The sequence below is a fragment of the Clostridium sp. Cult2 genome (assembly GCF_021655075.1).
Lineage (GTDB): Bacteria > Bacillota > Clostridia > Tissierellales > Tepidimicrobiaceae > Schnuerera.
On the sequence record NZ_PPXX01000032.1, the window covers coordinates 25,691 to 45,205 of the forward strand.

Consider the following 19,515-nt stretch of genomic DNA (forward strand, 5'->3'; position numbering starts at 1 on the left):
AAAGTAAAAAATAGATTAGCAGGAAGTTTTATCTATATTTGGAGGGATAACATGACAATTAATTTGAAAAATCTACCTGAATCCTACTGGCTAGCTTCCACACCTACTACAGACTATCCAACATTAAATGAAGATATAGATGTAGATCTAGTTATAGTGGGAGGAGGATTAGTAGGAATCTCATGTGCCTATTTATTACAAAAGGAAGGTTTTAAAATCGCAGTCCTTGAATCCGATAAAATTTGCCAAGGTGCTACAGCCCATACTACTGCAAAGATTACATCTCAGCATGGACTAATATATGATAAAATTCAAAACAAAATTGGAAAGGAACTAGCACAACAATATGCTGAGGCTAATGAATTAGCCATCCATGAAATTAAAAAAATTGCAGAGGAAAATCAAATCCAATGCGATTATATTCCCCAATCAGCATTCGTCTATACTCAACATGAAGAATATATCAAAAAAATTCAAGATGAAGTTGGTGCAGCGTCAAGGTTGGGTATTAAGGCCTCCTATGTAAATGAGATACCTTTTCCCATACCAATAAAGGCAGGAATCCGTTTTGATAACCAAGCACAGTTTCATCCAAGAAAATATTTGTTGGGTTTAACAAGGATTATACATAATAATATTGAAATATTTGAAAATACTAGGGCTGTAGATATTGAAGAATTTAAAGATAATAATTATTTAATTACCACTGAGCAAGGAAAAAAGATAAGGACTAAGATGGTAATTATTGCCTCTCAATACCCCTTTTATAATAAACAGGGAATGTATTTTTCTAGGATTTTCCCCATTAGATCCTATATCGTTGGAATTAAAGCAAAAGAAAAGTATCCAGGGGGTATGTATATAAATGCAGAAAATCCAACCAGGTCCCTTCGTTATCAAAATACTGATGATGGCGAACTCATTTTAGTTGTAGGATCCAATCATATGACTGGACAAAGCGAAGACACGGAAAAACACTATCAAGAATTAATTGATTTTGCAAATCAAATCCTTACCGTAGAAGATATCCCATATAGGTGGTCTACTCAAGATTATATTACCTTAGATGGAATACCTTATGTGGGACATTTCACATCAGATACTCCCAATATGTATGTTGCTACTGGATTTCAACAATGGGGTATGACAAATAGTATGGTCTCCGCTATGATCCTTAGAGATCTGATAGTTAAAGGCAAAAGTAAATGGCAAGATGTATACAATCCTTCTAGAAAGAATATTATTGCATCGGCTAAAAACTTCATCCTAGAAAATTTAAATGTGGCAGCCCAACTATTAGATGGAAAACTTTCTCCATTGCCTAAAGATATTCATATTGAACCAGGAGAAGGCAAGGTTGTAAAAATAGAGGGAGAAAGAGTTGGTTCCTATAGAGATGAAGATGGAACCCTTCATTTAGTAAATACTACTTGTCCACATATGGGTTGTGAATTAAATTGGAACTCTGCTGAAAAGTCCTGGGACTGTCCTTGTCACGGATCAAGGTTCACCTATAAAGGAGAAATAATTGAAGGACCATCAGTGAAACCATTGAGAGCTGGCAATAGTGTAAACACAATTGAAAAATTATTTAAAGATGATTTTTAATTTTATGTTTAATCATTTAAATGAAACCGACTAAATTGATATTTATTTAGTCGGTTTCATAATGTTAAATCCCTATTTTATCCAATTTATCTAATCCATACTGTTTTATAATCCTCATCAATTTCAAAGCATATTCTGGATCAGTGGCATAGCCTGATCTCTTGAGAGCCCAAGCGCCTTGAGTGCTATTATGCATTACTTCCTTGAAAGGTTCATATCTACTAGAATTCAATAAAAAGCCCTTATGATCCGCCCAGCTTTCATTAACACCATTATAGGCACGAAACTCAGCGTCAACATAATAGGTCTGTCCATTATATACTTCCCAGGTATTGTAAGTTACTGAGCCTGCAGGACCTTTGCCCTTTATTCCAAATAGATTGTATGAAAGTTTACCACTATATTTATCTACGGGTACACTTTGTCCCCAGCCTGTTTCAAGTATAGATTGGGCTGTCTGTAAAGCTGCTGACATTCCTGTTTTACTCCATGAATCTCTAGCTAATCCTGATGCTAAATCAAGGAACCTATCTTTCTCAATTATTGGCAAAGATTTAAATGTTTCTCCTAGGTAGACTCTAATTGGAATGTTTTCACTACAAACTTCTTTGCCTTTATATTTACCAATAGCTTTAATATTCCAAAATCCAATATCCTCTTTTACAGGAGTGTAAACCTGTTCAATTAATGGGCTCTTATCCTTTGCTATTACCTTTTGCTTTCCTGTTTCTTGGTTTACTAGGATATAGCTTACACTGTCTAAGTTCACATTACTCTTCACTTTTAACTTAGTTGAATCCCTTAAAACTTGATTTGGCCCTACACCTTCTAAAAGAACTACAGGTTTACCTGCTAAATTAATCTTTATTGGCTTACTTTCATAAAATACTCCTTTTGAGACTTCAACTCTCACTAATACTTCCCTTTCACCGGAAAGTTCCGGTCCTGGAAACCAACTATAACTTCCATATGGTATTTTTTTAATAATCTCTTCTTTTCCAGATTTGGGGTCCCTTAATATATATTCTGTTCCGCTTACATCAAAATTTCTAGAAGCCAATAGATTAACTGGTTTATTTACTGTTTGTCCATCATAAACTCCCAATAATTCCAATTTAGGATTGACTTTAACCTCTATTGGAATACTTTCACTTTCATAAGCTCTATTTTCACTATCATAAGCAATTACTTTAAAAGAATAATTGCCATTTTCATTTAATTTGGGTTCCCATTTGTATAGGCCATATGGGTCTAGTGGAGCATCTTCACCAATAACCTTAGTTTTTCCCGTATCTAAATTAGTAATTTCATATTTTACATAGGAAACAATAAAATTGGTATCTGCACCTAAGCTTATTGTATTATCTAATGTTTCTCCTTCTACTATTCCAGTTAAAGAAACTTTAGGAACTATTTCTAAATAAAGATGAATAGCATCACCAGCTAAAAATTGTCCTTTTTCATCATAAATAGCAGCTACAAGTACCTTCTCACCTTTTTCCTGTAATCTAGGAGTCCAAGTATATTTATCACTTAACTTGCTTCCCCTAGCAATTACAAATCCTTCCGATGTATCTGGGTCTAATAATAGATATTTTATCTCTACTGCATTTTTTAAGTTATCATCAGGTAGTTCTATTTGCAAATCAGTTTTCCCAGTAATGACTTGTCCAGAATTTAAGGTGGAAATTTTTATATCAAAGAATGGCTCCATATCTGATGTTTTACTGGAATCAACGTAGACTATTCTATTAGAATCATCCCATTCAATACCTATCCCAAAGGCATTGCTAACAAAACGTAAAGGTACAAAGGTGCGACTGTTAATGATTTTAGGTGCTACATCTAGTAAATTATATTCTTTTCCCTCCCCTTGGTATTGTACTAAACGACTATTTATCTTCATGCTTACTAATTGATTATCCTTTTTTATGGTTACTCTTCTATCTTTTTCATTCCAATCAACATCTGCTCCTAGCTCTTCTGCTACAAATCGAATTGGCACCAAAGTTCTTCCATTTTCTATTACAGGACTAGTTAATGAAGTAATATCTTTTCCATCTACTACTAACCTAATAGGCCTTGCTGCTAAAGGTTGTAAACTAAACCATTGGGAGAAAATCAATACCATTACTAATATTGTAAATAAGGTTATATTGAATATCTTGCCTTTCAAATATTACACTCCTTTCTTTTATATGATGAATTTCACTTATTTACATTATACCTTAAAACATCGCTTTTCTTAATGGCTTATATATTAAATTCATATTACAAATTCCTTTAAACTAAATATATAGGATTCTCAACAATATGATATAATTTGCTATAATTGATACAATTAATGATATAATATTTATTAGAGTCATAATTAGATTTTGTATAAACTTAAGGAGGAATTTATGAAAAAAAGAGTAATTTTAGGTATGAGTGGTGGAGTTGACTCATCTGTTTCTGCCTTATTGCTTAAAGAAGCAGGATATGAAATAATTGGTCTTTTTATGAAAAATTGGGATGAAAAAGACGAATATGGAGTATGTACAGCAACAGAGGATGCTGCAGATGCAAGAAGGGTAGCTAATCAATTAGACATTTCCTTCTATACAATAAATTTTGAAAAAGAATATTGGGATAGAGTATTTACCTACTTTTTGGATGAATATAAAAAGGGAAGAACCCCTAACCCAGATGTAATGTGTAATCAGGAAATAAAATTTAATGCTTTCTTAGACTATGCTTTACAATTAGAAGCGGATTATATAGCTATGGGCCACTATGCACAAGTAGAAGAAAGAGCTGGAGATTATTATCTCCTTAGAGGAAAGGATAAAAATAAAGATCAAAGTTACTTTTTATCAAGAATAGGACAGCAAGCCCTATCTAGAACAATATTCCCTATAGGTCATCTTGAAAAAAAAGAAGTTAGAAGATTAGCAGAAAAAAATAATTTATATACTGCTAAAAAGAAAGATTCTACAGGTATTTGCTTTATAGGTGAAAGGGATTTTGATGAATTTTTAGATAGATATCTATTAACAAAAGAGGGAGATATAATAGATGTAAAAGGTAATAAATTAGGCAAGCATAAAGGATTAATTCACTATACATTGGGTCAAAGGAGAGGAATAGGAATAGGAGGAATTGGCACAGGAGAGCCTTGGTTTGTAGCTGGTAAAAATTTAAAGAAAAACATACTCTATGTAGCTCAAGGTGAAAATCATCCCGCCCTTTATTCCACTTCATTAATTGGAGAATCTCCTTCATGGATACTTGAAAGATTTCCAAAGATGCCTTTAAGATGTACAGCTAAGTTTAGATATAGGCAATCAGACTTCCCTGTAACAGTAGATATATTAGAAGACGGAAATATTCATATAATGTATGATAAACCAGTAAAAGCAGTAACACCAGGTCAAGTAGCTGTATTGTATCAAGATGAAGTATGTCTTGGTGGTTCTATAATAAAATCTATAGAACCCTTGGATAAGAGATACGCTCATTTAAATGAAGGGTAAAAAACAAAAGCACATCATAAAAATTTAAATATTATTATGTATGTATAAAAATATTATCTTATACTTGCTAAATTAAAAAGCACTTTTTGATGATAAATCAAAAAGTGCTTTTTAACTTACATATATTATTCCTAAACCCTATTTTACTGCTTTATAGCTTGCAACAGTCATACCAAAATATGTAGGTACTTGATAAGATAATAATTCTCCATGCATTGGTTTTATCTTTAAAGCTCCATATAAAATAAGCATTTGCCACAAGCTGTCAGGTTTAGCTTCTTCTACTAAATCCATATCTATATCTAGAAGCTTGCTAAGATCATTACCCCTTATTATTGATGATATTATATCATCATATTCCTTTGAAGTTTCACTAAAGCCATAAGGCCCTTCTGAATCATGACAATGTCCTTGGTCAGCACTAACTAATAGTACAATTTTTTTATCGCTTTTTTGACAAACTTGTCCTATTATTTCTCCTAATCTAACTAATTTGTCCAAGGATATTTCTCTAGTTGGTCCTATAACAACAATTTCAGGCTTATAGTTTTTATCCTTGCAAAACCATAAAGGTATGAATGTTCCCCAATCCATCTCAATATTTGATGCTTCTCCATCCAGAGCTCCAAAATTACACCCAACAGATGGAATATTTTCTTCTACAGCATTTTTAAGAATTTCTTTAGCTAAATCTGTATCACATTTATACTCGAGTGCTACGGTTTTACCATTACCACTTAAAGTCCCTCTACAATATTCACTTGTATATATAGCATTATATTCCCTTAATCTCAATCCATGAGGTGTTAATACAACTATGGTATCAGGCTTGTTTTTCATTATTATCTTACCTAATTTCTCCATTGCATCTCTAGTAGGCTTAAATAATTCAAATTCTTCTCCTGATATTTCTGGAACAACTGAAAATCCATGGGGAGCTATTCCACCACAAATCAATCCTTTCATATATACACTTCCTTTAATATTTTACTTTGATATAAAAAAGCAGCAATATTTTGCCGCTTTTTTATAAATAAAACACTACTTGTCAAGCTCAATCTTTTTAAACTCATTTATATATTCTACTATAAATTTTGATGTAACTTTAAGCATTTCTACACCCCAGTCTAAAGATGCATTACTAGGATGATCTGGTCCAATCCATCCATTATTAGTAAAGGTTTTAATATTTCTAGGTATACTCATTTTAATCCCTTTAAAATCTACAGTAGAAAAAGCTATCTGCTGTAAAGAATCAGAAACATTTTTTAATGCCATAGGCTCAATAGCATCAAAATCTACAAAATCAGGGTTTACAGCCATCACTCCAGAAGTCTCTTCTGCTCCTCCGTGACCGCCTTTCCACTCAGGATTAAGTTCACCTGCAAGTAACCACCAGTTTACTATGGTACCTAAACAGTTAATAGAGTCTAATTCAAGACATATTTTGTTCAAGGTTGATATATTACCCCCATGGCCATTTAAAAATACAAATTTTTTTGCACCATGATTAACAAGGCTACCTACTATTTTTTTCATAATCATATATAAGCCTTCTTCTGACAAGCTTATTGTCCCAGGAAATTCCTTTAAGCTGTCACATGCCCCATATGGAACAGTTGGTGCAATCATTACATCAAGATCATCTTCTATCATATCTAAAATTTTATCTGGAATAAGAGTATCTGTACCAAGGGCAATATGTGTACCATGGCTTTCTATACTACCTGTAGCAATAATTACAGTGTCATTATTCTCAAAATACTTTTCTGCTTTTTTCCAAGAAATATGTGCTAGTCTCATTAATACATATCCTTTCTTTTATTAATACAATAAAATAATTCTTAATTATTTTTATTCATAAACTTTTACAGTGTGTAATTTATGGTATCCAATAGGATTAATATTAAATCCTTCTACATTTTTATTAATTCCTACACTCATGTTTTGGAAGAATATAGGTAATGATGGTACTTCTTCTGCTAAAATCTCTGCAATTTCCTTGTAGATTTTTTCTCTTTCAGCATAATCAGAATTAGTTCTACCAGCTTCTATTAATTTATCAACTTCTGGATTACTATAGAAACTTCTGTTACCAGGTGCACCATGCATACTTGAATGGAATAATGGGTAGTATGTATAGTCTGCATCTGATGTAGATGTAACCCAAGCAAAGAATGCTAAATCATGTTGTTTTTTAGTTGTTTTTTCGATAAGAGCACCAAATTCAAGTACTTCTATTTTTAAATTTAATCCAATATCATTAAGTAATCCTTGTATTACCTGACAAGTTTCTATTCTCACTTGATTGTCATTTACGCATATTGTAAATTCAGTTCCTTCTTTTACTCCAGCTTCTTTTAATAATTCTTTTGCTTTTTCTGGATTATATTCTAATCCTTCAAGTCCTTCTACTCCACCAAATACTACTTCTGATATTACAGAATTAGCAACAGCACCTTGTCCATATAAAAGTGTTTCTATTATTAGTTCCTTATCTATTGCATGTGCAATTGCTTGTCTAACTCTAACATCATCAAATGGTGCTTTTTCAACATTAAAAGAAATATATCCTACTGATGATGTTTTTGTAGTTAATACATCCAATTTATCGTTTTCTTTAACTTTATCAATATCATTCGCTGATAAATCATAAGCTATATCAATTTCACCTGTTTCTAAAGCAATAGTTCTTTGAGCATTTTCAGGTATAACTCTCATAACTACATACTTAGTAGGTGGCTCTCCTAAATAATAATCTTCAAATGCTTCGAGTTTAACTGAATCTCCTTGTTTCCATTCTACAAACTTATATGGTCCACTTCCAATAGGTTTAACCTTAAGAGAATCTGGATCATCTTCTACCACAGATTTACAAACTATACCAGTACTTGGGTGAGCTAAATTCATAAGAATAGGTGCATATGGTTCATGAGTATTTACAATTACTGTATAGTCGTCCACTACTTCTACATCTGATATAAAGTTAACTATATAAGAAACATAACTAGAAGCTACTGCTCTGTCTAATGAAAATTTTACATCTTCTGCAGTAAGTGGTTCTCCATTATGAAACTTAACGTCTTCTCTTAGTTTGAACTTATAGGATGTCTCTGATAACTGCTCCCAACTTTCTGCAATACCAGGTTGAACATTCATATCATCATCTGTACTAGTAAGAGTATCAAAAATTTGGTCTGTAACTGTAATAGCTGGTGTTTCTTTTCCAACATGTGGATCAAAAGAGGTAACGTCTGCACCTTGTGCGAAAATCAAAGTATCCTTTTGCACTTTTTCAGATGTTTCCTCATCACCTGTAGATGTTTGATTTGAAGGTTCATTATTTTTCCCTCCATTACATCCAGTTAATATCATTGATAACACAAGCAATAATACTAATATTTTCTTCATTTTTTTTCCTCCTTTTTTAGACGATTGCTAGATTTTAAGCTGCAATAATTTTGCAATCACCTTTGTGTTTTATTTACAATATATATACAAATCTTTAAAAAGATTATATATAACTATTTAACTAAATAACATGCAACAAAATGGTCTTCTTCTATTTCTATCAATTCTGGATTTTCACCAACACATTCAGGTTTTGCATAAATACACCTTTTTGCGAATCTACAACCTGGCTTTGGATCTATAGGTGAAGTAATTTCACCTTCTAGTAATATTCTATCTATACTATAATCAGGGTCAGGAACTGGTATTGCAGACAATAATGCTTTAGTATATGGATGTAAAGGGCTTTTGAACAACTTATCTGCTGGAGCCTTTTCTACTAATTGCCCTAAATACATTACTGCAATATCATTGGAAAAATGTTTTACAACAGATAGGTCATGGGTTATAAACATATAAGTAAGACCTAATTTTTCTTGCAAATCTTGCATTAAATTAAGTACTTGTGCCTGTATAGATACATCTAGTGCAGACACAGGTTCATCACATACTATAAACTTAGGATTAAGTGCAAGAGCTCTTGCTATACCTATTCTCTGCCTTCTACCTCCATCTAGCTCGTGAGGGTATGTATTTATAAGTCTTTCAGCTAATCCTACTAAATTCATTAATTCTTTAACTCTTTTTGTAATTCCCTTTTTATCTTTTTTATGATAGATTCCCTGTATAAGCAATGGTTCTGTAATAGCTTCACTTACAGACATTCTAGGATTTAATGAAGCAAAGGGGTCTTGAAAAATTATCTGCATCTCTTTCCTTAACTTTTTCATTTCTTGACGATTGCAATTTGTTATATTTTCCCCTTCGAATATTATCTCCCCGTCAGTAGGTTCAATCAATCTCAATATAGTTCGTCCCATGGTGGATTTACCACATCCAGATTCCCCTACTATGCCTAAAGTTTCTCCTTCAAATATACTAAAAGATACATCATCCACTGCATGTAATTTACCACTTGGTGTATCAAAATATTTTTTCAAATTGTTTACTTTTAATATTTCATTTTTATCTGCCATCTACCTAACCTCCGCCTTTACTTTCCCTTCATTAATAAAGCATTTGACATAATGTTCTTCATCAACTATTGAAATAGCAGGATTTTGCTCTCTACACAAATCAGTTGCATATTTACACCTATCACTAAAACTGCAGCCTTTTGGTAAATTTGTTGGATCTGGCATAAGTCCATTAATAGGAGTAAGCCTCTTTACATTTTTTATTAAACTAGGTATCGAACCAAATAGTCCTTGTGTATATGGGTGTTTAGTATTTTTGAATATCTTTCTAATTTTGCCATACTCTACTATTTCACCTGCATACATTATAGCTACATAATCACAAGTTTGTGCAACTACTCCTAAATCATGAGTTATAAGTATCATAGACATATTAAATTTTGTTTTTAAATCCTTCATCATACTTAAAACTTGAGCTTGTATAGTAACGTCTAATGCAGTGGTAGGTTCATCAGCTATTAAAAGCTTTGGATTACAAGCAAGTGCTATAGCTATTATTACCCTTTGTTTCATCCCTCCTGAAAACTGATGAGCATACTCTCCCGACCTATCAGCAGGTATTCCTACAAGTTCAAGCATTTGCCTAGCTCTTTTATCAGATTCTTTTTTAGATATTTTATTATGATTTTGTATTACTTCTGCTATTTGGTCGCCAACGGTCATTACTGGATTAAGAGATGTCATAGGGTCTTGAAATATCATAGATATTTCCTTTCCTCTTACATTTCTCATCTCTGCTTCTGTAAAACTCAATAAATCTTCCCCATTATAAAATATTTGTCCACCCTTTACTTTTCCGGGAGGATCTGGTATAAGGTCCATTATACCTTTAGCAAGAGTAGTTTTACCTGCTCCTGTTTCTCCTACTATACCCAATGTATCACCTTGAGCAAGCTTCAAATTAACTTTGTTAACAGCCTCTACAACAGATTCATCTGTTTCATAATGTATTACTAAATCCTTTATTTCTAATATATTATTCATATCCATCTCTCCTAATCCTAGTTTTTAAGCCTTGGGTCTAATGCGTCACGTAAACCATCGCCAACTAAGTTAAGTGCTAATATTGTTAACATAATTCCCATGCCTGGAATCAAAGTTATATGCCACGAATCTCTTATATACGTTCTTGCGTTAGATAACATTCCACCCCATTCAGGAGTAGGTGGTTCTATACCTAAACCCAAGAAAGATAATCCTGCAATATTAAGTATTGCCCCTGCAACTCCCAATGTAGCTTGTACTATAATAGGTGCTAATGAATTAGGTATTATATATTTAAATATAATTCTAATATCACTTGCTCCTACTGCCTTAGCTGCTTCTATAAATTCTTCATCTTTAAGAGTCATGACAGACGCTCTTACTATCCTTGCAAATGTAGGTACATAAGATATTAATACTGCTATGAGCAAATTAGTAACACTTGGTCCTAATGCTGCAACTATAGCTATAGCTAATAATATAGAAGGTATTGCTAGTAATATATCCATAAATCTCATAATTATATTGTCTGCTTTTTTATAATATCCAGCAATTGCACCTAATAATCCTCCTACTAAAACAGATGCAAATATTGCTAATACTCCTAAGAACAAAGAATATCTAATTCCCCAAATCATCCTAAATAACATATCCCTACCAAATTCATCCAATCCAAAAGGATGCTTAATACTTGGTGGTTCTAATCTATTTCTTAAATCTTGTTTAATTACATATTCATTATATATTCTCCCATCAGTGCCAATATCAATAAATACCGTAACAATTGCTAGTATAGTTAATATCAATAAAAATATAACTCCTACTATAGCAGCTTTGTCTTTCTTAAATCTTCTCCAAGCTTCTTGCCATAGAGTTCTTTGCTTTGTCCCCTTTGCTTCTTTGTTTGTATTCATATTTATTTCACTCCTTTACCAGTGCTATATTGAGATTTAATTCGTGGATCAACAAATGCATATAGTATATCAACTACTAAATTAACAATTGAAAAAACTACAGACATAAATATTACCGTTCCAAGTACTACTGGTGTATCTTTAGTTTTAATTGCTTCCACCATAAATCTTCCTAGACCTGGCCAAGAAAATACTGTTTCTGTAAGAACTGCGCCTCCAAGCAAATATCCAAATTGTAGCCCTACAACTGTAATTATTGGTATAAGAGCATTTTTAAACATATGTCTATGGGTAACTTGAGATTCTTTAATTCCCTTTGAACGTGCTGTACTTATATAATCTTGTCTTATAACTTCCAGCATAGAGGATCTTGTCATTCTAGTAACTGTTGCTGCAGCACCAGTACCTAAGGTCAAAGCTGGAAGAACTAAACTCTTTAACATTTCTACAAACCCTTCACCCATACCAGAAGAAGGTAATAAGCCTAACCTTAATGAAAAAAACATTACTACAACTAATCCAAACCAAAAGTTTGGCATAGACACTCCTATTAGCGCACCAACCATAGAAATTCTATCTACAAGCGTGTACTGTTTCTTTGCAGATAGGATTCCTACAGGAATTCCTATAAGTAGAGCTACTACCATACCTGTTACAGCAAGAAGTACAGTGTTAGGAAATCTGTCTAAAACCTGCTCCTTAACATCTAGCTGATTTCTATAGGATACACCCATGTCACCTCTAAGTAAATCTTTCATATATTTTCCATATCTTACGATTAGAGGATCGTCTAACGATAATTCCTTTCTTAATTGTGCTACAGCTTCATCTGTTGCACCATCTCCTAAAATAATAACAGCTGGATCACCTGGTCTAAGTGCCATTATAAAAAATACTAAGAAAGTAACTCCTATTAAAACTGGGATTAGCATTAAAATTCTTTTTAATATGTACTTGTGCATAAGTATTCTCCTTTTTTATCAATTTTTGTTATATTTAAATTTGACAATATCCTATTAGGTATAATAATAGCAAAATCCGTGCCACATTCCGTGATATAAAATATAGTTTTATATTTGTATTTTTGCATTATATACTGCTTTTTGATATATTTTTAATAAATCTACCTTCCATTAGGTTAATTAACCAAATTCATAATCACCTAATGGAGGATTTGTTCTGAATATTATCGATAATCATTTTTCCTAAGAAAGTAATTTCACTTCCTCCTCTAGTATTATTAATCACTATATATTTGTGTTTTTGCAAATTTTCTAGAATAGTTCTAATCTTGCTTTCAGTTATACTCTTGTAATCTGTTTTTAAAATCTCATGAATTTTATATCTACCTATCTTTGGATTATCATTTATAATATTAAGTATGTTATATTCATATTCTGTAATTGCATTAGAAGATTCTAAACCTACTTTTGTCATATATTTGGGAAGCTCAGATAAACTTATCTTTTTCGCACCTTTAATACAAGAAAAATACTCTACTAAGTTTCTAATTTCCCTAACATTTCCTCTAAAACTATATTCCATAAAATATTCTATTACCTCATCTGTGCATATGTCCTTTAACTCCATATCGTTATCATTAAAATATTCTTTTATAAAATGGTTAAAAATTAAGGGTATATCACCTTTTCTATGTCTAATAGGTATAGTGTCTATGGGCATTACATTAATTCTATAAAATAAATCTTCTCTAAATGTACCTTTGGATACCATTTCAAATAAGTTTTTATTTGTTGCTGCAATAAATCTTACATCTATGGGTATTCTTTCAAAACTTCCTATTTTCCTTATTTCCTTTTCCTCTAATACCCTTAATAATCTAACTTGAAAACTTAATGGCGCATCACCTATTTCATCAAAAAATATAGTACCTTTATGGGCCATTTCAAAAAGTCCTTTGCTGCCTCCCTTACTGGCTCCTGTAAAAGAACCTTCTACATATCCAAATAGTTCACTATCTAAAAGACTTGGTTGGATAGCTGCAAAATTCACTGGAATAAATGGGTAATTCTTTCTTGAAGAATTATAATGTATTGATTGGGCGATTATTTCCTTTCCTGTTCCACTCTCACCTTGAATTAAAACACATGAATTGTTTTTAGATATTTTTTTTGCTTTCTCAATCATATTTAATGTAGCTTTATCTTCAGTAATATAATCCTTAAAGGAATATTTTTTTAGCACTCCTTTATAATCAGATTTTTTTCTTACGATAAACTCTTTTTTGTTAATACTATCCGTGTAATTCACATGTATTAAATAGGATTTTTCTTTAAATCCATACACTTCATAGCTAATGATGAGCACATCTTTCCTATTTCTATTCTTAACAATTTTACTATCCTTAAGAACTTCATCTATTTCAAGCTTAATATCACTGTCATTGAAAATATCTGTTAAATTTTTGTTAATTATATTTACATCGGAAAGGCATAAAATATCCCCAAATTTATTGTTTGCCATCTTTACAGTCCAATTATCATTTATAAGACAAACTCCTTCTTCAATATTATTGAAAACATTTTTAAGTATTAGTTGTGTGACATATAACTTTTTTAGTTGATTATTAGAATTTTTAACTACATTAGCAAAACTTTTAAGATAATCTTGCGTAACAGAATTAGTTAATTGAATTGGTAATTTTAGTTTATATGCAATTTCACTAATATCTGATATATTAGGAACTCTACTTCCTAAATCTATAATCCTTTTAATATGTTTAGGTGCATACTGAGCTTCTCCTGCAGTAATAGCATTTGTAATACTTTTATCTACTTTACAACCAGGATAATAGGGTATCAAATTGATATAATTTACACCCATATCCTTTAACTGCTGCATAGCTTCCTCCACTACATATTCATTATCATTTACAAAATATACATCTGAATTTGGCTCTAAATCGAATGCTCCATCTATCTTCTTATAATCAAAAGTTCTATGAGAATATATAACCTTTTCATTTCCTATGTATCTATTTGGTGTCCTTTCATTTGGTTGGCTTGGAAGAATAATCAAATCATATTTTTTTTCTTTTTCTTCATCCAGTTCTGACATCAAGCAACTATCTAAGGTTACATATTCATGAAATATATTGTAAAGGTGCTTGTACATAGCGTCTTTTGTGGAATGATTTGTTGCAACTACTAAAATACTCTTTTGCATATGCTTCCTCCTTATTTTACTAACAATAACTTATTGTACAGTGTGTTATTTTGTCGTATTATATTTATTATACAGTTTTTTTGTCGAATGTGAAATAATTTTCAATTGAATAAGTTGGCACGTATCTTGAATGAAATATTATTAACCACAATATAGGAGGTATAATATGGAAACAATAAATATGATAAAAGATTTATCTAATTGTTATGGAGCTCCAGGCTTTGAAGATAATGTTTTAGAAGTAGTCAATAATTACAAAGGCAATCTCTCCTTTAAAAAAGATTCTATGATGAATTGCTACTTAAATTTAGCAAAAAGAGATAATAACAAAATGACTGTCATGTTAGACGCTCATTTAGATGAAGTAGGTTTTATGGTTCAATCCATAGACGAAAGAGGTCTTATTAATTTTATTCCTTTAGGTGGATGGGTTGTAAATAATATTCCTGCACATTTAGTGATGATAAAAACTACAGAAGGAAAATATGTAAAAGGAATAGTTACATCCAAGCCACCACACTTCATGACAGCTGCAGAAAGAGAAAAAAAATTAGAAATATCGGATATGCAAATAGATGTAGGTGCTACTTCTAGAAATGAAGTAATAAACGAATTTAAAATAGATGTGGCAGCTCCTATAGTTCCATTTGTAGATTTTGAATATAATGAAAAAAGTGGAATTATGATGGGTAAAGCATTTGACAATAGATTAGGATGTGCAGCTGTAATAGAAGCGCTTAAAAAACTGGAAAATAAAAATTTATCAATCAATGTAATAGGCGCATTAGCAGCACAAGAAGAAGTTGGAACAAGGGGAGCCCAAATAACTTCAAATACAATAAAACCAGATATAGCTATAGTATTTGAAGGAAGCCCAGCTGATGATATATATACTGATAAATTCACCATGCAATCAGGACTTAATTATGGCCCACAAATAAGACATAGAGATAATTCTTATGTATCTCATCATAGGTTTATTACTTTTGCAAAAAGTATTGCAAATAAAAATAATATAACATGTCAAAATACAGTGAGAGTAGCTGGAGGTACAAATGCAGGTAAGATACATCTTTCAAATGAAGGCGTACCTACTCTAGTTCTTGGTATACCTACTAGGTATGTACATACTCACCACTGTTATGCATCTTTTAAAGATTTTCAAAATACTGTATCACTTGCTGTGGAAATAATTAAAAATCTTAATAGTGATATAATCAATTCATTTTAATATATTAATAGCCTTCCCCTTAAAGTAATAGGGTGTGCCTTCTGTTCTATACACACCCTATTATCTTAATTATTCATCTTTCATAAACAAGCTCTCCATCTATCATAGTTTTTTCAACTTTAATATCCTTAATTTTTGATTCTTCTATAGTAAATATATCCATATCCAATACAATTAGGTCAGCTACATAACCTGGTTTTAGCCTTCCCTTAAAATCTTCTTTAAATTCATTAAAAGCACTACCAATTGTATAGACATCAATAACATCTTGTAATTCCATTTTCTCTTTTGGATAAAAACCACCTATAGGATTTCCATCTATTCCTTGTCTAGTTACTGCACAGTAAATATTAGGGAATGGATTACAATCTTCTACGGGGGAATCTGTACCAAAGCTTATTGGAGCCCCTAATTGATATAAGGTATTAAAGGCATAAGAGGTACTTGACAACTCTTTCCCAACACGAGCTTCTACGATTTTAAGGTCATAGTCTAAAAAAATAGGTTGATACATAACTGGTATATCCAATCTAGCTATTCTTTCTAATTGTTCCATGCTGGTAATTTGACAGTGTACAATTCCATGACGAAGGTTATTTTTCCCATCCTTCATAGTTTTTTCATAAGCATTAATGAGGCTTTCTACAGCACCATCGCCTATTGCGTGAGTTACTACTCTGATTTTATGTTCTGTTGCTAAATTACATAACTCTTGTAACTGCTCATCGGTTAATGCTGACACTCCTTTAGTACTTGGAGCATCCTCATAATCCTTTAACATCAATGCAGTTCTAGCACCTAGGGAACCGTCTTTAAACAATTTTAATGCACCTTTTGATAAGAATTTCTCGTCATATTGACCTGTTTTGTATTCTGTTTCTAGGTAATACTTCAAATCATCTATATCCTGAAAGTTAAATTGATGACTATATCTTAATTTCGTTTTTTGGTTATTATAGATATTATGAATAATATTAAACATGTTTTGGGATTCCTTGCCTGTGATATCACAGGACTGGATAGAAGTTATGCCAACACTTAAAGCATAATTAGCAGCTTTTAAAAATTCCTCTTCCCTATCCTTATCGTCTTTTTCAGGTATAACTGATTGTATTAAACGAATTGCATTTTCATTAAATATACCATTAGGATTCCCCTCGCTATCTAGTTCAATTGTTCCTCCATCTATAACAGTATTTCCATCTACACCTAGTACTTCTAAAGCTTTTGTATTTCCTACTGAAACATGTCCACATATTCTATCAAATACTATTGGAATTTCCATAGATATTTTATCTAAATCCAATCGGTTCAACAGGCGTTTTTCACCTGTAATGAAGTAATCCTGATTCCATCCTCGACCATATAAAACAGTTAAACCTTCATTTTCTTCTAAGAAATTTTTACCCAGTTGGATAATTTCAGCTATTGATTTGGCAGTGGTTAAATTACAGGAAGTCATTGCAGCACCTATAGATGCAAGATGCATATGACTATCATTAAAGCCAGGCAAAACAGTTTTCCCTTGAAGGTCTATTATATTGTCAGAATAATTTTTTAGAATATCTTCATTGGTACCAACTTGTTTTATCATACCATTTTCAATATAAATAGCTTCTTGGAAATTGTTTTTTTCCACATAAATTTTACCATTTTTTAAAATTGTTCTCAAAATATCATCTCCTTATACTTCTTCTGTATTCTTATTTCTTATATTAAAATAAAGATAAAATAATATACCAATGACTGGAACCAACAAACCTATTAATGAAGTTATAGGGTCTTCAATAAATGTATTAACCATAAGTCCTATAAATATTAGAGTTGTTAGGATTATTGTAATAGGATAACCAATTACTCTATAAGGTCTTTTTAAATCTGGGAATTTTTTTCTGTAAATTATTACCGCATATACACCTAAAGTATTGAATAGCATCCCAGAAAATACAACTAAAGAAGTTAATTGATTTAAGTTTCTAAATAATACTAATACAATGGATATTAAGCATTGTGCAATTAATGGAGCATAAGGTACCTTATATTTAGGATGTAATTTACCAAAGCTTTTAAAGAAATGACCTTCTATACTCATTGCATAATACATCCTTGGAAAGGCTAATATACATCCATTTAAAGCTCCAAACATTGCAATTACCATTCCTATAACAACTAAAAGACTACCAGATCTCCCCATTAACCTTTCTGCTGCATAACTTCCTAAATAGAACTCGTTGTTTGCTATTAAACTTTCAATTTCATTATAAGGTATAACCCTATATATAGAATAATTAAATAGAGTGTATAAAACTGTAATTGAAACTATAGAGACAATAATAGCAAGAGGTAAGTTTTTTCTAGGTTCTTTTAATTCCTCCGCTACAGTGTTTAAATTAGTCCATCCTTCATAAGCCCATAAACTAGCAACTACTGCAAAGGCTATCATGCTAATAATGGTTCCAAAGCTTACATCTCCTGTTTTAGGGGTTAAACTTAAATCAGGAGATACTTTGCCAAATAAAAGTCCTAGTACCATAATAATTCCAATCGGGATTAGTTTTGCAACCATAGAAATATTTTGTAACTTAGATCCAAATTTAACACCATAATAATTTACAATGGTTAAGCCAACTATTAATCCTATAGCCACAATTTTAATAGTCCATTCCCCCATGGGAATAATAGCAGTTAAAGCGCTTGGTAAGGCAATTGCTATAGCAGCAATGGATCCAGGACCACCGATTAACCAACTGGTAAATCCATTTAAAAAACCAATTATGGGAGAATAAGCTTTATTTAAATAGACGGTCATACCCCCAGCACGAGGATCTGAAGCACCTAACTCAGCATAACAAATTCCCCCTAATAGTGAAACTAAACCGCCTAAAACCCAACTTAGTAAAGCTAAACCTAAACTCATACCTGTTCTCATTAACACATATGAACCTAAGTAGAAAATTCCTGAGCCTACCATTATTCCACCTAAGATGCTAACTCCACCAAATAAACTAATTTCCTTTTTAAAACCTGTATCTCTTGTTTTAATTAATTGTTCTGAATGATCCATCAATATTCTACCTCCTATATTTTTATTATGAATTGAAATTTATTATACTTTCAAAAATATAAAAAAACACCTGACAGGCTTGTCAAGTGCTTCAATGTATAGCAAAGCTAAAGACATTCCTCTCCCCTTTCTGGCCCACAGTGAGATAGCTCAACATCAAAGTATCGGGCAAATACAATGATGACAGTTCTACATCTATTAGATGTAAACCCAGCATCAGATTTTGGTATCTGACACTTCGGCGATTACTCCTTTCCCTATATATCATTGGCTTCCGACCTTAATATAGTTACTCTTAGCAATCGCGCCTCTACCTCACCCGTTGAGGATGAGGATTTTTATTAAGTTTTGTAATATGATAGCATTAAGTTTTAATATTGTCAAGTGGAAATGAAAATATGCTTGACTACATATTCTTAAAGAGCGAATGACATCTACTATAATATTTCAAGTCATTGATAGCAAGGAATAGACATCCTTTTCTAATAATTATGATTTGCTAATTTTTAAATAATTTATTTTAGAT

Annotated in this window: 14 protein-coding genes and 1 riboswitch; of the genes, 3 read left to right on the forward strand and 11 right to left on the reverse strand. The window is 31.7% G+C overall.

The window, feature by feature from the left end:
- The first annotated feature begins 51 nt into the window (after positions 1–51).
- The gene (locus tag C3E90_RS03735) at positions 52–1,608 is read left to right on the forward strand and encodes an FAD-dependent oxidoreductase (protein WP_236914294.1); all 1,557 of its coding nucleotides are present in this window, start codon (positions 52–54) and stop codon (positions 1,606–1,608) included.
- A gap of 64 nt (positions 1,609–1,672) precedes the next feature.
- Here C3E90_RS03735 and C3E90_RS03740 read toward each other — a convergent pair whose 3' ends face one another.
- Positions 1,673–3,784, reverse strand: coding sequence for a stalk domain-containing protein (locus tag C3E90_RS03740; RefSeq protein WP_236914295.1), 2,112 nt, complete (start codon positions 3,782–3,784; stop codon positions 1,673–1,675).
- Positions 3,785–4,010: 226 nt separating this feature from the next.
- On the opposite strand from C3E90_RS03740, the gene mnmA reads away from it, so the two are divergent.
- Positions 4,011–5,123: a tRNA 2-thiouridine(34) synthase MnmA gene (mnmA, locus tag C3E90_RS03745; protein WP_236914296.1), complete on the forward strand. Its 1,113-nt coding sequence runs from the start codon at positions 4,011–4,013 to the stop codon at positions 5,121–5,123.
- Positions 5,124–5,261: 138 nt separating this feature from the next.
- Here mnmA and C3E90_RS03750 read toward each other — a convergent pair whose 3' ends face one another.
- From C3E90_RS03750 to C3E90_RS03785, 8 genes are all read right to left on the reverse strand, one after another.
- A complete protein-coding gene (locus C3E90_RS03750; protein ID WP_236914297.1) occupies positions 5,262–6,089 on the reverse strand; it encodes a hypothetical protein in 828 nt (275 codons plus the stop codon).
- A gap of 75 nt (positions 6,090–6,164) precedes the next feature.
- Positions 6,165–6,926, reverse strand: coding sequence for a creatininase family protein (locus tag C3E90_RS03755; protein WP_236914298.1), 762 nt, complete (start codon positions 6,924–6,926; stop codon positions 6,165–6,167).
- 51 nt (positions 6,927–6,977) lie between these two features.
- The gene (locus C3E90_RS03760; RefSeq protein ID WP_236914299.1) at positions 6,978–8,534 is read right to left on the reverse strand and encodes an ABC transporter substrate-binding protein; all 1,557 of its coding nucleotides are present in this window, start codon (positions 8,532–8,534) and stop codon (positions 6,978–6,980) included.
- A 113-nt stretch (positions 8,535–8,647) separates the two neighbouring features.
- A complete protein-coding gene (locus C3E90_RS03765; RefSeq protein ID WP_236914300.1) occupies positions 8,648–9,610 on the reverse strand; it encodes an ABC transporter ATP-binding protein in 963 nt (320 codons plus the stop codon).
- Positions 9,611–10,594, reverse strand: a complete 984-nt coding sequence (locus C3E90_RS03770) for an ABC transporter ATP-binding protein (RefSeq protein ID WP_236914301.1) — start codon at positions 10,592–10,594, stop codon at positions 9,611–9,613.
- Positions 10,595–10,611: 17 nt separating this feature from the next.
- Positions 10,612–11,508 carry an ABC transporter permease gene (locus tag C3E90_RS03775; RefSeq protein ID WP_236914302.1) on the reverse strand — a complete coding sequence of 299 codons (897 nt, stop codon included), beginning with the start codon at positions 11,506–11,508 and terminating at the stop codon, positions 10,612–10,614.
- A 2-nt stretch (positions 11,509–11,510) separates the two neighbouring features.
- Positions 11,511–12,470, reverse strand: a complete 960-nt coding sequence (locus C3E90_RS03780) for an ABC transporter permease (protein ID WP_236914303.1) — start codon at positions 12,468–12,470, stop codon at positions 11,511–11,513.
- A gap of 196 nt (positions 12,471–12,666) precedes the next feature.
- Positions 12,667–14,694 carry a sigma-54 interaction domain-containing protein gene (locus C3E90_RS03785; protein WP_236914304.1) on the reverse strand — a complete coding sequence of 676 codons (2,028 nt, stop codon included), beginning with the start codon at positions 14,692–14,694 and terminating at the stop codon, positions 12,667–12,669.
- 166 nt (positions 14,695–14,860) lie between these two features.
- Here C3E90_RS03785 and C3E90_RS03790 point away from each other — a divergent pair, with 166 nt between their 5' ends.
- Positions 14,861–15,925 (forward strand): M42 family metallopeptidase, encoded by a 1,065-nt coding sequence (locus C3E90_RS03790; protein WP_236914305.1) that lies wholly within the window; start codon positions 14,861–14,863, stop codon positions 15,923–15,925.
- Positions 15,926–15,998: 73 nt separating this feature from the next.
- Here C3E90_RS03790 and C3E90_RS03795 read toward each other — a convergent pair whose 3' ends face one another.
- Entirely contained in the window at positions 15,999–17,597 is a 1,599-nt protein-coding gene (locus C3E90_RS03795) for an amidohydrolase (RefSeq protein ID WP_236914306.1), read from the reverse strand.
- Between the two features lie 12 nt (positions 17,598–17,609).
- Positions 17,610–18,989: an APC family permease gene (locus tag C3E90_RS03800; RefSeq protein ID WP_236914307.1), complete on the reverse strand. Its 1,380-nt coding sequence runs from the start codon at positions 18,987–18,989 to the stop codon at positions 17,610–17,612.
- A 138-nt stretch (positions 18,990–19,127) separates the two neighbouring features.
- A riboswitch (Lysine riboswitch) is annotated at positions 19,128–19,310 on the reverse strand.
- Positions 19,311–19,515: the final 205 nt, after the last annotated feature.

What these genes read in the sequence shown, in the direction of transcription:
- C3E90_RS03770 (WP_236914301.1), bottom strand. Translation starts at nt 10,594, where the DNA reads ATGAATAATATATTAGAAATAAAGGATTTAGTAATACATTATGAAACA.
- C3E90_RS03800 (WP_236914307.1), bottom strand. Translation starts at nt 18,989, where the DNA reads ATGGATCATTCAGAACAATTAATTAAAACAAGAGATACAGGTTTTAAA.
- C3E90_RS03780 (WP_236914303.1), bottom strand. Translation starts at nt 12,470, where the DNA reads ATGCACAAGTACATATTAAAAAGAATTTTAATGCTAATCCCAGTTTTA.
- C3E90_RS03760 (WP_236914299.1), bottom strand. Translation starts at nt 8,534, where the DNA reads ATGAAGAAAATATTAGTATTATTGCTTGTGTTATCAATGATATTAACT.
- C3E90_RS03735 (WP_236914294.1), top strand. Translation starts at nt 52, where the DNA reads ATGACAATTAATTTGAAAAATCTACCTGAATCCTACTGGCTAGCTTCC.
- C3E90_RS03785 (WP_236914304.1), bottom strand. Translation starts at nt 14,694, where the DNA reads ATGCAAAAGAGTATTTTAGTAGTTGCAACAAATCATTCCACAAAAGAC.
- C3E90_RS03790 (WP_236914305.1), top strand. Translation starts at nt 14,861, where the DNA reads ATGGAAACAATAAATATGATAAAAGATTTATCTAATTGTTATGGAGCT.
- C3E90_RS03750 (WP_236914297.1), bottom strand. Translation starts at nt 6,089, where the DNA reads ATGAAAGGATTGATTTGTGGTGGAATAGCTCCCCATGGATTTTCAGTT.
- C3E90_RS03755 (WP_236914298.1), bottom strand. Translation starts at nt 6,926, where the DNA reads ATGAGACTAGCACATATTTCTTGGAAAAAAGCAGAAAAGTATTTTGAG.
- C3E90_RS03765 (WP_236914300.1), bottom strand. Translation starts at nt 9,610, where the DNA reads ATGGCAGATAAAAATGAAATATTAAAAGTAAACAATTTGAAAAAATAT.
- C3E90_RS03775 (WP_236914302.1), bottom strand. Translation starts at nt 11,508, where the DNA reads ATGAATACAAACAAAGAAGCAAAGGGGACAAAGCAAAGAACTCTATGG.
- mnmA (WP_236914296.1), top strand. Translation starts at nt 4,011, where the DNA reads ATGAAAAAAAGAGTAATTTTAGGTATGAGTGGTGGAGTTGACTCATCT.